The organism is Streptomyces sp. NA04227 (assembly GCF_013364195.1).
Lineage (GTDB): Bacteria > Actinomycetota > Actinomycetes > Streptomycetales > Streptomycetaceae > Streptomyces.
In genome coordinates, this window is record NZ_CP054918.1 from 157,226 (window position 1) to 170,909 (window position 13,684).

Consider the following 13,684-nt stretch of genomic DNA (forward strand, 5'->3'; position numbering starts at 1 on the left):
GGGGCTTGCATGCGGTTTCGGGTTCTTGGTCCGCTCGAGGTGCAGGCCTCGGACACCGATCCGCGGGCAGTCACGCCGCGGGCCGCGAAGATCAGGGTGGTGCTCGCCACCCTCCTCGTACGCGCCAATGAGATCGTCTCGGCCGAGAGCCTGATCGACGAGCTCTGGGGCGAGCATCCACCGCGTACCGCGAAGACGACACTCCAGGTGTACATCTCCCAACTGCGCAAGTCCCTGTTCGGCCGGGACGGTTCGGCCGGGGCGCTGGAGACCCGAGTGCCGGGCTACGTGCTGCGGATGGACACGGGCGAGCTGGACATGGCCCGTTTCGAGGAGCTGCACGCGCGGGGGCGGGAGGCGATGGAGCGCCGGGACTGGGCGACCGCGGCCGAACGGCAGCGCGAGGCACTGGAGTTGTGGCGCGGCCCGCTACTCTCGGACACCCCGCACGGCGCCCTCCTGGACGCGGCGGCCACCCGGCTCGCCGAACTGCGCACCACCGCGCTGGAGCAGCGGGTGCGTGCCGAGCTGAACCAGGGCCGTCACCACGATCTGGTGAGTGAACTCCAGGGTCTGGCCGGGGAGTTCGCCCTGCGGGAGGAGTTCCACGCGCATCTGATGGTGGCGCTCTACCGCACGGGCAGGCAGGCGGAGGCGCTGCGGGCGTTCACGCGACTGCGCCGCACCCTCGTCGAGGAACTCGCCATCGAGCCCGGGCGGCCGCTCCAGGAACTGCACGCGCGCATCCTGTCCGGTGATGCCGGGCTGCTGGTTCCGGAACCGGCCGCGGTACCCGCGCAGAGAGTGCGCGAGGTACTGCGGGCCACGGCTCGGGCACAACCGGCGGAGCCGCCCGTCGACGATCTGCCGCCCGTGGACGCCCTGTTCACCGGCCGGTCCACCGAACTCGACCGGCTGTGCGCGCTGTTGGTCTCGGACCCGGTCGGCGGCTGTGTGACGGTGACCGGGACGGCGGGCTCCGGCAAGACAGCCCTCGCCGTGGCGGCGGCCCACCGCAGCGGCGGGGAGTTCCCGGGCGGACGCGTTTTCGTGGAACTCGACGGGGAGGACGGTGCGGTTGGTGCGGTGGGCGTGGTCGGTGCGGTGGGCGCGGGCCGCACGGTCGGCGAGGTCGGCATGCAGGGCCAGGCAGGTTCGACCAGCGCGGCCGGTTCGGACGGCGCGGCCGGTACGCACGTCCGTGCTTGTGGGGACGCGGGGGCTCCGGTCGGCGCCGCCCAGGTACTCGAGCGCGTATTGCGCCGCTGCGGGGCGACCGGCGAGCTGCCCGAGCGGATCGCGGACCGTCAGTCCCTGCTGCGCCGGCTGACCGCCGGGCGCCGGATGCTCTTCGTCGTGGACGGGGCCGCCTCCGCCGCGCAGGTGCTTCCGTTGCTCCAGGGCACCTCGGGAAGTGTGGTCCTGGTGACCTGCCGTCGGGTGCCGGTGGGCATCGAGGGTCCGCTGGTTCGGCTCGCCGCGCTGCACCCGTCCGAGGCGCGGGAGTTGTTCGTCGCGGCCGCGGGGGTGCGCGGAGCGCGGGAGACCACGGAGCCGGACCTGCCGCCCGCCGTGGAGACGGTCGAGGAGATCGTGCGGATGTGCGGCGCACTGCCGGGTGCGGTACGGTCCGCGGCCGGGCTCCTCGCCCTGCACCCGCACTGGACCGCGCGGCGCCTCGCGGAGCGGCTGCGGGACGAGAACGTACGGCTGGACCTGCTGCGGCGCGGCAGTTCGGGGCTGGCTTCGGCGCTGAGTTCCGGTTACGCGGAGACCGAGGACCGCGCGGGCTTCCGGCTGCTCGGCCTGCTCCCGCCGGGGCCGTTCGGAGTCCGGGCGGCGGCGTCGGTGTTCGGCCAGTCGCCCGAGGTCGCCGAGTACCGTCTCGAAGCCATGGTCGCGGCGGGCCTGCTGACCGCAGAGCCGGGCACGGGAGCCGACGGACTCACGTTCCAACTCCCGGAGCTGCTACGGCTGTTCGCGGCCGAGCGACTGCGCGTCGAGGAGGACCCGGCCGAGGTGCGGCGGGCGACCGCCCGGCTCGTCGCGGCACTGGTCGCGGAACTGCGGCAGGAGGACACGAGCCGTGCCCTCGGGGGCCGTTCGCGATTCCCCACCGGCGGGGCGGGACTCGTACGCATCCTGGAACAGGCGCACGCGGCAGGGCTGTGGCCGGACACCGTACGGCTCGCGGACGCGCTGACCCCGGCGTTCGAGGAGCGCGCGGACTGGGCGGCCTGGGAGCGCTGCCACCGTCTCGCCCTGGACGCGGCACGCCAGGCCGGTGACAGCCCGGCCGAGGCACGGCTGCTGCGGTCGCTGGGCGATCTGGCCTGGCAGCGCAGGCAGCAGGCGGTGGCCGCCGACCACTACGGGCGGGCACGGCAGGCCGCCCGCTCGGCCGGGGACGGCCAGGAGCACGCCCGCACCCTCGCCGGACTGGCCGAACTCCGCCTGGACGCGGGTGCTTTGGAGGAGGCGGCCCAGTTGCTCGGCCCCGCCCTCGACACCACCGGCCGCGAAGGTCGGGGCCGTTACGAGGCGCACCGCGTCATGGCCCTGCTCGCCCTGGAAGCGCAGGGACCGGCCGCCGCGGAACGGCACTTCTCTGTGTGCCTGCGCCTGGCCCGGGCGCTCGACGAGCCGCGCCTGGAGTCCTACGCGCGCCGCTGGCTGAACGCCGTCCGCGACGGAGGGCGGCTGCCGGGCATCGAACTGCGCCCGGGCGTATGGCGGTTGCACACCGCGGTCTGAAAATGACGGCCCTATACCGCGGTCTGAGCGGATCGTCGCGCGGTTGAGCAACAGTGTGACGCAGGCCGCACTTTAGCGGGGCCTGGTTTCCTCTCTTCACTGCCCGACGCGGGAAGGGCGCGGCCGAGTTGGCACGCCGGGTGGCGGCGGCTCGTGTGCACGTGCGCGAGTCCGCCCCGCAGTGAGCCGCCCGCCGATCCGGTACACGCGCACGGCCCAGGACAGGCCCCGCGGGTACCGGGACGCCGCACAGCAAGAGGACGCCGCCAGGGAAACGGTCACCGCAACAGATGCCCTGGCAGGGCGAGTTGCCGTGCCGGACCGTTCTCCGGATACGGCTGCCGGACGCACGAACCGAGCGTACGAACGGGCCCCGCCCCTCCCACGGGCAGCAGTCAGGTTCCGACCGATCCGCACGAAGGAGTGCCAGCCCATGACGACACGGACCGAGCAGAACAGCAATGTCCTCCTCCGCGGCGGCCCGGCCGAGAACTACGCCGCACACGAACGCGAACTCTACGTCGCCGACCCGGAGACCAAGCTGAAGGTCTTCCGGGGCAACCGCTACGACCACTTCGAGGCAACTCGCGAGACGGTGCACCGCGCGGACCGCGAACTGCGGGTACTGGAGTGGAGCGCGACCACGTATGTCGCGGAGTAGCGACGTAACGGAGTAGTGCAGTAGCGAGACCCGCCGAGCAACTCGCAGTGGGACGGCGGGACAGCGAAGGCGTTCTATGAGGTGGGGCGGGAGTCGGACCATCGTCCGGCCCTGCCCTGCCCTGCCCTGCCCTGCCCCCACGCTCACCTCGCCCGCCACCGATCCTCACCGAACCAGCGGCGCCGCCCGGGTCACGAAAGCTTCGACGGCCTGTCGCGCCGCTTCGTCCCGCGCGTCGTGGTCGGCCCCGGCCTCGGCCGTGGAGATCTCCCAGGTGCGCCGGTGGGCCAGGTCCGCCGCGGCGACCACCTCGCCGTCCTCGGACAGGAGCTTGACCCGGTACAGGGCCTGGCGGGCCGCTGTCCGCGGAATTCCTACGCGTCACCCCCAACCGTCAATGATCCGCCCCTTGTTCACCCACTGACGCCACCCGGACCACGGGACCCCGTTCCTCTCACAAACAGGTCGCGAAGAGCGCCCCCGGCACCACGTCGGCGCCCCTCGGCACGGCGTGCACCACCGCCGCCACGGCGTACGCCCAGGCGAGCCCGGGCCGCGTGCTTCACGCGCCGGGTTTGTGCATTGCGAAGGTGAAGCCGCCCCCTTCACGCCGTACCTGCCCCCGCCGAGGCCTGTTTCGCTGGATGGTGCGCACGGACTGCGGGTCACCGCAGGACGTCGCGCCCACTTCTGTGTGCCTTCTGGGAGGACATGTGTCAGCACCGGACAGCGACGCCGGGCCCACGATCGAAGACCCCATGACCGGACCATCCGCGGACAGCGCGCTCACCAGCCTCAGCACACAAGCCGCCCGCCAACTCACCACCACCCACAAATCCGAACCCCAGATGCAGGCCATCACCTCGCGATGGCTGCTCAAGATGCTGCCGTGGGTCGACGTCAGGGGCGGCACCTACCGCGTCAACCGGCGACTGCAACTGCGGATCGGCCGCGGGCGCGTCCAGTTCGAGCAGAACGGCGCGGACGACGTACGGGTGATCCCGCAGACCCTCACCGAGCTGCCGGTGCTGCGCGGATACGAGGACACCGAGGTGCTCAAGGAGCTCGCCGGTCGGTTCCGGGTGCGCGAAGTGCGCGCCGGACAGGTGCTCTACGAGGCCGGGCAGCCGGTGACCGAGACGTATCTCGTGGTCCACGGGCGGTTCACCCGGTTCGCCGTCGGCAAGTACGGCGAGGAAGAGGTGATCGGCGTCGTCACGGACGGCGACCAGACGGGGGACGAGGCGATCGGCCAGGCCGATCCGCTGTGGCTGAGCTCCATGCGGGCGGAGACGGCGGGCGTACTCCTGGTCCTGCCCTGGGACACGGTCCGCGAGTTCGTGGACCGGGTTCCGTCCCTGGCCGCGCATCTGACGGCGTACGGGCAGCGGCAGCAGCTCGCGATGAACCGCAAGGGCGAGGCGGATGTGCCCCTCCAGGCGGGCCATACCGGTGAGCCGACCCTGCCGGGCGGCTTCGTCGACTACGACCTCACCCCACGCGAGTACGAACTCTCCCTGACCCAGTCGGTGTTGCGGGTGCACACCCGGGTCGCCGACCTCTACAACGAGCCGATGGACCAGACCAGGCAGCAGTTGCGGCTCCTTGTCGAGGAGATCCGCGAGCGCCAGGAGTGGGAGCTGGTCAACAACCGCGAGTTCGGGCTGCTGCACAACGCGGACTACGGGCAGCGCATCAGCACCTTCACCGGCCCGCCCACCCCGGACGACATGGACGAGCTGCTTTCGATGCGGCGCAAGACCAAACTGTTCCTCGCGCACCCTAAGGCGATCGCCGCGTTCTTCCGGCAGTGCAACAAGCGGGGTCTGGTGCCGGGCACGGCGAGCGTCGACGGGCACGAGGTCCCCGCCTGGCGCGGTGTCCCGATCTTCCCGTGCGGAAAGATCCCCATCTCCAGTACGCACACCAGCAGCATCCTCGCACTGCGCACCGGGGAGGCCGACCAGGGCGTCGTCGGTCTCTACCAGACGGGTATCCCCGAGGAGTTCCAGCCCGGCCTGAACGTCAGGTTCATGGGCATCGACACGGCCGCCATCGTCAACTACCTGGTGACCGCCTACTACTCGCTGGCCGTCCTCGTACCCGACGCGGCCGGAGTCCTGGAGAACGTCCAGATCGGCCGGACCGCTGACTGACCAGGTGGAGTACACGAACATGAGCACCTCCCCGAAGGCCGCGACCGCCTTCTCGCTTCCCGGTCCGCCGAACCTGGCCCGATCGCTGCAAGGCCGCCGCAGCGGCGTCGTCCCGGGCCTGCACCACCGGCCCGCGGCCCCCGCCGACCCGGAGCGGGCCGCCGAGGTCGACCGCAGGCTGGAGGCGTGGGCCGGCGGGCTCGACCTGTTCCCGGCCGCCTGGTCCGGCGACTTCTCCGAGTTCCAGGTCGGCCGGGCCGTCGCCCTCCAACACCCCGGGGCGACCGACCTCGAACGCCTCACCGTCGCGGGCAAGTTGCTGCTGGCCGAGAACGTCGTCGACAGCTGCTACTGCGAGGAGGACGAGGGCAGGGGCGCCGCCCGCAGCGGCCTCGGCGGACGGCTGGTCCTCGCGCAGTCCGCGCTCGATCCCTTCCACGGCACAGCCGGTGCGGAGGAAGAGTGGCGCCACGGTATGCAGGCCGACGGTCCGCTGCGCTCGTACCACTGGGCCATGAAGGACTTCGCGGCCTTCGCCACGCCCAGCCAGACCGACCGGTTCGTGCACGACATGGCCCGGCTGCACCTGGGCTATCTCGCCGAGGCGTCCTGGGCCGAGGCCCGGCATCTGCCCAAGGTGTGGGAGTACCTGGTGATGCGGCAGTTCAACAACTTCCGTCCCTGCCTGTCCATCGTGGACGCGGTGGACGGCTACGAACTGCCCGAGGCCGTGTACGCCCGTCCCGAGGTGCAGCGGATCACCGCGCTGGCCTGCAACGCCACCACCCTCGTGAACGATCTGTACTCCTTCACCAAGGAGTTGCGGAGCGATCCCGACCATCTCAACCTGCCGCAGGTCATCGCCGCGAACGACAAGTGCGGGCTCAAGGCGGCCTATCTGCGGAGCGTCGAGATCCACAACGAGATCATGCACGCCTTCGAGAACGAGTCCGCCCTGTTCGCCACCACCTCCCCGCTGGCCGAGAGGTACGCGCGCTCGCTGGCCGACTGGGTGTCCGGCAACCACGAATGGCACGCCACCAACACGCACCGCTACGACCTGCCCGACTACTGGTGACCCGGCACCCCCTGACAGGCCATCTGACGCAGCAGAGCAAGGAGTCCTCGTTGACCACGTCACACACCGGCACCACGTCCGTGTCGATCCCGACCCAGACCACCTACCAGGCCCGCGTCGCGGACTACTGGAACGCCGAGGAAAACCCGGTCAATCTCGAACTCGGGCAGATCGACGACCTGTACCACCACCACTACGGCATCGGTGAGGCCGACCGTTCGGTGCTGGAGGAACAGGACCCGGACCTGCGCCGGGAACGCGTCACCGGCGAACTGCACCGCCTGGAGCACGCCCAGGCCGAGTACCTCGCCTCCCACCTGGGCGGCCTCACCCCCGACGACCGGGTCTTCGACGCCGGCTGCGGGCGGGGCGGCGGCAGCGTGGTCGCGCATCTGCGGTACGGCTGTCACAGCGACGGGGTCACCATCTCCGCCAAACAGGCCGGTTTCGCCAACGAGCAGGCCGTCAAGCGCGGTATCGACGCCAAGGTGCGCTACCACCACCGGAACATGCTCGACACCGGCCTGGCCTCGGGCGCGTACGCGGCGTCCTGGAACAACGAGTCCACCATGTACGTCGAGCTGGACCTGCTGTTCGCCGAGCACGCCCGGCTGCTGCGCCGCGGCGGCCGCTACGTCACCATCACCGGCTGCTACAACGACAGTTACGGGCAGGCCTCGCGCGAGGTCTCCCTGATCAACGCCCACTACATCTGCGACATCCATCCCCGCTCGGCGTACTTCCGCGCGATGGCCCGCAACCGTCTGGTCCCCGTACACGTGGAGGACCTGACCGCGGCGACGATCCCGTACTGGGAACTGCGCCGGGAGGCCGAGCATCTGGTCACCGGCATCGAGGACACCTTCCTCGACGCGTACCGCAACGGCAGCTTCCAGTACCTGCTGATCGCCGCGGACCGCGTCTGATCCCAGGTGACGCCGGGGCCTCCGCCTTCGCGGCGGGGGCCCTGCGCGTGCCGGGCCCGGCCCGCCCCGCCAGCGACCGGCGGTTTCGAGCCCCGTCACGCTCTCGGGAGGTCGTCCTCCGGTGTCTCGCTCTCCGACTCCGCGAGCGCGTCGGCCAGTTGTGCGGCGGTCGGTGCGTCGAAGACGGTGCAGACGCCGAGGTCCGCGCCGAGGGTGGCGCGGATCCGGCTGACCACGCGCACCGCGAGCGTGGAGTCGCCGCCGAGTTCGAAGAAGTCGTCCTCGGGGGCGACGTCGTTGCGTTCCAGGACGGACGCGAGGATCTGGCAGAGGCTGGCCTCCAGCGGCGTGGCGGCACTGCGCGGCACGGTCGCCCGGTAGGCGCCCGCCGCGTCCCGCAATGGGCACTCCCCCGCCGCCGTCTCCTCGCCTGAGCGGAGCCGCCCGGCGCGGCGCGAGCGCGAAGTGGCATGTCCGGTACGGGACTTGGGGAGCGCGCCCCGGCCGTGCCGGGGGCCGAGCAGTTCCAGGGTTCCGGGCACCGGGTCGGGCTCGGCGACCGCCTCGCGCAGCACGGCGAGCAGCCGCTCGATGAGCGACTCGGCGGTGGCGCGGTCGAAGAGTTCGGCGGCGTGCACGAGCGAGCCGCTGATCCCGCCGGGGTCGCCGTTCGCCAACCGGTGCTCGGTGAAGGCGAGTTCGAGGTCCACCAGCGCGGTCGGCGCCGCGATGCGCTCGTCGGTGACCGTCAGGCCCGGCAGCACGGGCCGCGGCGGCCCTGCGCAGTTCAGCGCGAGCATCACCTGCACCAGCGGTTCGCCCGCCGCGGCCGCGGCGGGCGCGATCTCCTCGGCGAGCAGGTCGAACGGCACCTCCTCGTGGCCGTAGGCGAACAGGACGCGTTCGCGTACGCGGGCGAGCAGTTCGCGGAAGGAGGGGTTGTCGGCGGTGTCGGTGCGCACGATCAGTACGTTGCCGAAGCAGCCGATGAGTCCTTCGAGCACTTCGTCGCTGCGGCCCGCGACCGGCGAGGCGACGGGGATGTCGTGGCCCGCGCCGAGCGAGCTGAGGGTCGCCGCGAGCGCCGCGTGCAGGGCCATGAAGAGGGTGGCCCGGCACTTGCGGGTGAGGGCGTGCAGCTCGCGGTGCAGGGCGGGGCCGATACGAAACGCGACGCTCTCGGCCGGGCCGCCCGGCCGGACCCGGCCAGGACTCTCGCCGGGGAGCCGCAGCCGCGGCGGCAGTCCGGCGAGGGCCATGCACCACCGGTCGAGCTGGCGGCTGAGCACACTGTCCGGGTCACGGACGTCACCCAGGACGTCGCGCTGCCACAGGGCGAAGTCCGCGTACTGCACGGACAGCGGCTTCCAGGCGGGCGGCATCCCGGCGCAGCGCGCCTCGTACGCCTCGCACAGACCGGTCACGAAGGGGCGCAGCGACTGCCGATCCGCGGCGATCCGGTGCAGGACCACGAGCAGGACATGGCGGTGCGGCCCGAGCCGGAACAGGCGGACCCGCAGCGGGATCGCGCGCTGGAGATCGAAGGGTTCGGCCACGGCGTCGGCGAGTTCGGCGGCGAGGCCCGCTTCGTCGACGTCGATGACCGGCAGCCGTACCATCGCGTCCCCGAGGATGAGCTGGTACGGGATACCGCCCTTGGCGGGGAAGACGGTGCGCAGCATCTCGTGCCGGGCCACCACGTCCGTGAGCGCCTGTCGCAGTGCCCGGGTGTCCAGTTCGCCCACCAGGCGGAGCGTGAGCGGCAGATGGTGCGACTGGTCACGCCCGCCCAGCCGGTCGGCCAGCCACAGCCGGTTCTGGGCATGGGACAGGGGAATCACGGTTCCTCCTCCGGGCCGGCGCACACTGCTCGGCCCGTCGACCGCCGCCACGGCGCGAGGGCGCGCGTCGTCGTCCGGTCCCGGCCGTCGCGGGCGTGCCGCCGTCGGCGCACGCGGTGCGGATCCCGGTGCGCGGTACGGGCGGGTCAGTGGGCGGGGTGGGCCATCGCGGTCTCGAGGGCGGCGGCGACGTAGGAGTGCACCCGGTCCAGATGCTCCTGGAAGGCGAAGTGCGCGCCGGACAGCACCATCAACTCGCAGTCCCCGGTGGTGATTTCGGCCCATTCGGAGAGCGCGTCGACGGGCACGTACGGGTCCGCGTCACCGCCGAGCGCGGTGACCGGACAGGAGACCTGCGGGCCGGGCCGTTCGCGGTAGACGTCGCACAGCTCGAAGTCGGCGCGCAGCAGCGGCGAGAGATGGTCGAGGATCTCCGGGTTGCGGAACACGGTCGCGGGGGTGCCACCGGTCTTGCGCAGCCACTCGCGGAACTCGTTCTCGGGCAGCTCGTGCAGCGGTCTGCCGCCCGTGCGGTGACTGCGCCCCGGTATCCCGCTGCCGGACTGGAACATGCGCACCGGCTCGGGATGGCCCTCGGCGACGAGCCTGCGGGTCAGCTCCAGGCTGAGCAGCGCCCCCATGCTGTGGCCGAAAAAGGCGTACGGCCGGTCGAGCAGCGGCACGATCCGGGCCATCAGGAAGTCGAGCAGCGGGTCGACCCGGCGGATGAGGGGTTCGGAGGTCTCGATGCCGCGGCCGGGCAGTTCGAGTGCGCGGACGTCCACCTCCGGGGCGAGCGCCCCGGGCCAGGTCCGCTGGTAGCCGGCCGCACTGCCACCGGCCCACGGCAGGCAGAACAGACGCACGGGCGCGTCCGGGGCCTGAACGTCCCAGGGGTGACGGACCATCGGCTCTCTCCCACGCTCACTCACGCTCGATGTTCGGGCGCTCACTGTTCGGGTTGTCACAGCCGACGCTACGGACGGGTAGCGGGACAACACACCCCTGAGCGAACCCCTTCGAGCCCCTGTCCGACACGCCGATGGCCCGATCGGCCGGATCGTGTTTCCGCCGCGGCGGCGGTGTCGCGCACGGCGGACAGGTGCGCAGGTCGGGTGGGGCCGGTCGGTTCCACGGGCACAGCCGGGCGGGCGGGCCGGGGTCCTCGCCTTCGGCGGCCGGGCCGCCGCGGTGGCGGGTGCGGACAGCTGCGACATTCGCGACGCTCACGGCCATGCTGCGGGTGCCGAGCATTTTGACATCGATGGACGACTTGCCGCCACCCGGATCAGAGGCAGTGACATACGTGCCGTCGACCTCGCGGCAGCGAGGTTCTGCGCCCACGATCACGACCAGGGGTCGGCCGCCGTAGGCCGCGCTGCCAGTGAGGCCCCGCACACCTGCTATCAGTGGCTGCAGGAGGGCAGTTACGCGGAACGGACCGGTAGGCGGCTGCGGTCGGCGACCGGCCACCTGTCCATTTGCGGCCGGGTGGCTCAACTCCACCTCCCACGGCTGGGGCCCCTGCCATCGGAGTTGGCAGGTTGTTCCGGCTTCGCCGGAGTAACGCCCTGCTCAGCAGCACTGCGAACCGGCGTGGTCCAAGGGCACACCCCCACCCATGTTGAACGCGTTCAAAAACAGGGTCTACGCTGACACCGAGCAAGCCGAGGAGGTTCGATGAAGGTAGTACTGCCCGGAGGAACCGGCCAGGTCGGCACGATTCTCGACCGGGTGCTGACGGCGGCCGGGCACGAGGTCACAGTGCTGACCCGGCACCCCGTGCGGGCGCACCACATCGCGTGGGACGGTTCCTCGCTCGGGCGCTGGGCCGAGGCCATCGACGGCTGCGATGCCGTGATCAACCTCGCCGGACGCAGCGTCTCCTGCCGTTACACCCCCGACAATCTGCGGGCCATGATGGACTCCCGGGTGGATTCGGCGCGTGTGATCGGTGAGGCGATCGCTGCCGCCGCGCAACCCCCGCGGGTCTGGCTGCAGATGAGTACGGCGACGATCTACGCCCACCGCTTCGACGCGGCACACGACGAGGCGACCGGGATCATCGGCGGCTCGGAGACCGGAGTGCCCGACTACTGGGCGTACAGCGTCGAGATCGCGAGGAACTGGGAGCGCGCCCAGGCCGAGGCACCAACTCCCGCGACCCGCAAGGTGGCCCTGCGCTCGGCGATGGTCATGAGCCCGGACCGGGGCGGCGTGTTCGACGTACTGTCGTGGCTGGCACGGCTCGGGCTGGGCGGTCCGGTGGCGGGCGGAGCACAGTACGTCTCATGGATCCACGACGAGGACTTCGTACGAGCCGTGGAGTTCCTGATCACCCGGGAGGACCTGGAAGGCCCGGTGAACCTCGCCGCCCCCGGCCCCGTCCCGCACCGCGACTTCATGCGGACGCTGCGCAGGGCGTGGGGCGTCCCGGTGGGGCTTCCGGCGACACGCTGGATGGCACAACTGGGGGCGTTCGCGCTGCGCTCGGACACCGAGCTGCTGTTCAAGAGCCGCCGGGTGGCGCCGGGCCGACTGAGCGAGGCCGGGTTCACCTTCGCGCATCCGGAGTGGGAGCGGGCTGCTGCCTCTCTCGTGGGACGGGTCAGGGGGGTCAGGGCCGCATCGGGTGGGGTGCGTGAATCGAGCGACCGCACCTCTCGGTGGCGGCCGGCATGACGTTGGCGGGCGCTTGACGTCACGGGGCACGACGTCCAGCGGTGTGTGCGGCCTGCAGCGCCTTCAGTAGCGTAATTGCCACGTCAGCGTCCTGCCGAGGGGCAGCGGGCCGCTGGCTGTGAGGCATTGTTCCAGTCGGCCGGGTGGTGGCGACGGCCATGGTGATCAATCACAGCACCATCCCGCTCGGGTCCCTGCTCGGCGACGTATTCGGCGGGCCAGCACGCGACCTGACGCGTCCGGCCGCGAACGACGTTGCGGCCGACGACAGTTGCCGGCCGACCTTCATTGTCCCGTCACCTCGACGACCACGTCAGTGACAACCGGGAACTGTCGCCCCGGGAAGCAGCCTCGCTCTCCCCCGGCGAACGGGGCTGACCGGGCCGCCCGGAACCAGCGACGTCCGTCAGGGGTGGATCTTCCCGCCCTCCGCGAGCATCGCCACGTACTTCTCGATCCGGGCCGCCCGGGTCTCCGCCTTCTTGGCGTCCTGGATCCGGTACAGCACCGCGTAGCGGTTGCGGCTGTCGAGGGTGCCGAAGAACTCGCGGGCGGCGGGGGCGGCGTCCAGCGCGGCCTGGAGGTCATCGGGGACAGTCGCCTTGCTCTGGCTGGCGTAGGCCGCCGCCCAGCGGCCGTCCGCCTTGGCCCCGTCGACCTCGGCCAGGCCCGGCGCCCGCATCCGGCCCTCCTCGATGAGACGGGTGGCCTTGTCCCGGTTCACCTTGGACCACTTGCTGCCGGACCTGCGCGGGGTGAAGCGCTGCAGCCAGTGCTGCTCGTCCAGCTTCTTCTTCTGCCCGTCGATCCAGCCGTAGCAGAGCGCCGACTCCAGTGCCGTGGCGTAGTCGACGCCCTCCAGCCCGGACTCCTTCTTGGGGATTCTCAGCCACACCCCTGGGACCCCGGTGTGGTTCTGCGCCAGCCACTCCTCCCAGTCCTGCTGCGCGGCGAAGCCGAGGACCGGGTCCTGTGCACTCGATGATCCAGCCATACGTCGTATACAAGGGCCACCCGGCGGACGCGGTCAACCGGGCGGCGGTGCACCGCCGGTGCCGGCGGTCCCGAACTGGCGGGGACTGCGCATTCTTGAGCAGATGACGCGGCAGGTCCGACCAAGCGTGTGTTACGCCCTGCCGTGGCCCGGCACTGCACAGAACACCCTGGCCATCACGGCGACCACTGGCACACCTACACCACATCCCGTTGGACGCAACGGAGTTCAGAGCCGAGCTTTTCCCCTCGCACACCGCGCCCTCGCCGCCGTCGGCCCCCCAGGGCCACCCACCACGTTCTCGCTCGACAGACGGCCCGCGAGGATCTCCAACGCCACGCCCCGATCGAGCACCGGACGCTGCACGGCGCCGAACGGGTTCATCAGCGGCTCGTCGCTGACCCGTGAATCCTCAGACATCAGACATCATCAGACATCAGACATCAGACGTCGGATGGCGATGCGCTAGCCCGGCCCGGTGGTCGGCACAACGGCGCAGCCCGCCCGTCCATGAGGACGAGCGGGCTGCGCCGGCGCTGATTTCCGCGGGTGCGGCTGGGCCGTGATACCGATTCCCGGTAGGCCCAACCGC

General features: G+C 71.4%; 10 protein-coding genes. 6 read left to right on the forward strand and 4 right to left on the reverse strand.

Features of this window, described 5'->3' with window-relative positions; all coding sequences use genetic code 11:
* Positions 1–9 precede the first annotated feature (9 nt).
* Complete coding sequence (locus HUT18_RS00685) at positions 10–2,754, forward strand: AfsR/SARP family transcriptional regulator (protein WP_176096818.1); 2,745 nt, start codon at positions 10–12, stop codon at positions 2,752–2,754.
* A gap of 433 nt (positions 2,755–3,187) precedes the next feature.
* Complete coding sequence (locus HUT18_RS00690; RefSeq protein ID WP_176096819.1) at positions 3,188–3,415, forward strand: DUF5988 family protein; 228 nt, start codon at positions 3,188–3,190, stop codon at positions 3,413–3,415.
* A gap of 165 nt (positions 3,416–3,580) precedes the next feature.
* Here the strand turns inward: HUT18_RS00690 and HUT18_RS00695 are convergent, their stop codons facing one another.
* Positions 3,581–3,724 (reverse strand): hypothetical protein, encoded by a 144-nt coding sequence (locus HUT18_RS00695; RefSeq protein ID WP_176096821.1) that lies wholly within the window; start codon positions 3,722–3,724, stop codon positions 3,581–3,583.
* A 404-nt stretch (positions 3,725–4,128) separates the two neighbouring features.
* On the opposite strand from HUT18_RS00695, the gene HUT18_RS00700 reads away from it, so the two are divergent.
* Genes HUT18_RS00700 through HUT18_RS00710 form a run of 3 tightly spaced genes read left to right on the forward strand, consistent with a single transcriptional unit; the run spans position 4,129 to position 7,575 of the window.
* Positions 4,129–5,571 (forward strand): family 2B encapsulin nanocompartment shell protein, encoded by a 1,443-nt coding sequence (locus HUT18_RS00700; protein ID WP_176096822.1) that lies wholly within the window; start codon positions 4,129–4,131, stop codon positions 5,569–5,571.
* A gap of 19 nt (positions 5,572–5,590) precedes the next feature.
* Positions 5,591–6,649, forward strand: a complete 1,059-nt coding sequence (locus tag HUT18_RS00705) for a family 2 encapsulin nanocompartment cargo protein terpene cyclase (RefSeq protein WP_176096824.1) — start codon at positions 5,591–5,593, stop codon at positions 6,647–6,649.
* 50 nt (positions 6,650–6,699) lie between these two features.
* Entirely contained in the window at positions 6,700–7,575 is an 876-nt protein-coding gene (locus HUT18_RS00710) for a geranyl diphosphate 2-C-methyltransferase (RefSeq protein WP_254878366.1), read from the forward strand.
* Between the two features lie 95 nt (positions 7,576–7,670).
* Here the strand turns inward: HUT18_RS00710 and HUT18_RS00715 are convergent, their stop codons facing one another.
* Both HUT18_RS00715 and HUT18_RS00720 read right to left on the reverse strand, forming a co-directional pair.
* Complete coding sequence (locus HUT18_RS00715; RefSeq protein ID WP_176096827.1) at positions 7,671–9,416, reverse strand: condensation domain-containing protein; 1,746 nt, start codon at positions 9,414–9,416, stop codon at positions 7,671–7,673.
* Positions 9,417–9,562: 146 nt separating this feature from the next.
* Positions 9,563–10,324 (reverse strand): thioesterase II family protein, encoded by a 762-nt coding sequence (locus HUT18_RS00720; RefSeq protein ID WP_176096829.1) that lies wholly within the window; start codon positions 10,322–10,324, stop codon positions 9,563–9,565.
* Between the two features lie 772 nt (positions 10,325–11,096).
* Here HUT18_RS00720 and HUT18_RS00725 point away from each other — a divergent pair.
* Positions 11,097–12,098: a TIGR01777 family oxidoreductase gene (locus HUT18_RS00725; protein WP_176096831.1), complete on the forward strand. Its 1,002-nt coding sequence runs from the start codon at positions 11,097–11,099 to the stop codon at positions 12,096–12,098.
* Between the two features lie 406 nt (positions 12,099–12,504).
* Here HUT18_RS00725 and HUT18_RS00730 read toward each other — a convergent pair whose 3' ends face one another.
* A complete protein-coding gene (locus HUT18_RS00730; RefSeq protein ID WP_176096833.1) occupies positions 12,505–13,092 on the reverse strand; it encodes a YdeI family protein in 588 nt (195 codons plus the stop codon).
* Between the last annotated feature and the right edge of the window lie 592 nt (positions 13,093–13,684).